1 protein-coding gene is annotated in these 1,538 nt (G+C 38.3%); it reads left to right on the forward strand.

The window, feature by feature from the left end:
• Nucleotides 1–47: 47 nt before the first annotated feature.
• A complete protein-coding gene (locus tag EF384_RS09490; RefSeq protein WP_123781464.1) occupies nt 48–1,367 on the forward strand; it encodes an IS1380-like element IS1678 family transposase in 1,320 nt (439 codons plus the stop codon).
• Nucleotides 1,368–1,538 lie beyond the last annotated feature (171 nt).

The following is a 1,538-nucleotide window of genomic DNA, read 5'->3' on the forward strand; positions in this document are numbered from 1 at the left end:
GCTATGGTTAAAGTGACTAAACCAACCAAAAGAAAGGCGTTCTTTTCATGACTAGCTTACACAAAAACCAAGTAAAATTCAATTCAAATATCACTATTTCTCATACAGGTGGTCAATTATCGAGTGATTCGGGTCTCGTCCTAGTGAAAGAGCTGATGAACATCTTTGGTTTTTCTGAACTGGCTAAGCAACACATTCACATTGAAGACGAACGAGCGTATTTTACTCATGACAACTTATCCATACTTGAGCAGTTCATTATGCAATTAATTGCTGGTTACTCAGCTGATTCTGCAGCTAATCTCCTGAGACAAGATCCTGTGTTTAAAGCTGTTTTAGATAGGAAAGAACTCGCTTCTCAATCTTCACTTTCCCGATTTTTAGATCGACTATCTGAGGAGAATATCCATGAACTTCAAGCTTTGAACCAAGAACTTATCGATAAAGCACGCCTCATCCGTAATGATACGGAATTAATCATTGATTTAGATTCGACCCATTCAGATACATTTAGTCACCAAGAACAAACGAATTATAATACACACTACCAAACCTATGGTTACCATCCATTGGTAGCTTTTGACGGATTGACTGGTGACTTCTTAAAAGCTGAACTACGTTCAGGAAATCAATATACATCAAAAGGCGTAAAGGAGTTTCTCACACCTTTATTAGAGCACTATAATCACTCTCTACCAAACACTGACATCTTGGTTCGTGGAGACAGCGGGTTCGCTACACCTGGTGTGTATGATTCGTGTGAATCAAAAAAGAGTCATTATGTTATTCGACTGAAGAATAATCGTAGACTAGGTCAAATAGCTGAGAAATCAGTACTTTATGGCGATAATCAAAAGTGGGAAGAACGAGAAGTTCAGTACTTCTCGACCACTTATCAAGCACAATCCTGGTCACAAAGTCGTCGCGTGTGTATACGCTCAACACGTGAAGCGGGCGAACTACTCTTTCGACATGAATTTATCGTGACGAATCTATCAGAAAATGTTTCTCCTGATACCATCTTTTCTATCTATGCCAAACGTGGCACAATGGAGAACTTCATTAAAGAAGCGAAAGCTGGCTTTTACTTTGACAAAACAGACAGTCCTCGCTTTTTGGAGAATCATGTCCGAATGATGCTCAGCTTGATAGCTTACAACTTAGTCAACTTCTTAAGAACGATTGGCTTTGAAGAAGTCCAAAAGGGAATGACCATTCATTCTATTCGATTGAAGTTTCTGAAAGTTGCTGGGAAATTACTCCAAACGGGTAGACGAGTCTATCTCAAATTATCTAGTTATCATGTGTATCAGTATGAATTCTACAGGGTCTTTGCTCGCCTGAGGCGAGCCAGTCAATGGATCTAATCCAACAATCTAACGTTTTTTTACTGGGAAGTTATCCAGGGAGAAGTATGCTCAAAATGCCTTACACCCAAAATTTATTCCTCAATATTTTTGAACAGTGAATGTTTGAAGTAACTTTTTAGTCAAAATCAGTTGATAGGGATATTAGTGATACATATTTCAATAAAATGT

Origin of the sequence: Aerococcus agrisoli (assembly GCF_003797145.1) — a bacterium.
Taxonomy (GTDB): Bacteria; Bacillota; Bacilli; order Lactobacillales; family Aerococcaceae; genus Aerococcus; species Aerococcus agrisoli.

Bases quoted from the DNA above. Each gene is read 5' to 3' on its own strand.
- EF384_RS09490 (WP_123781464.1), top strand. From the start codon at position 48: ATGACTAGCTTACACAAAAACCAAGTAAAATTCAATTCAAATATCACT.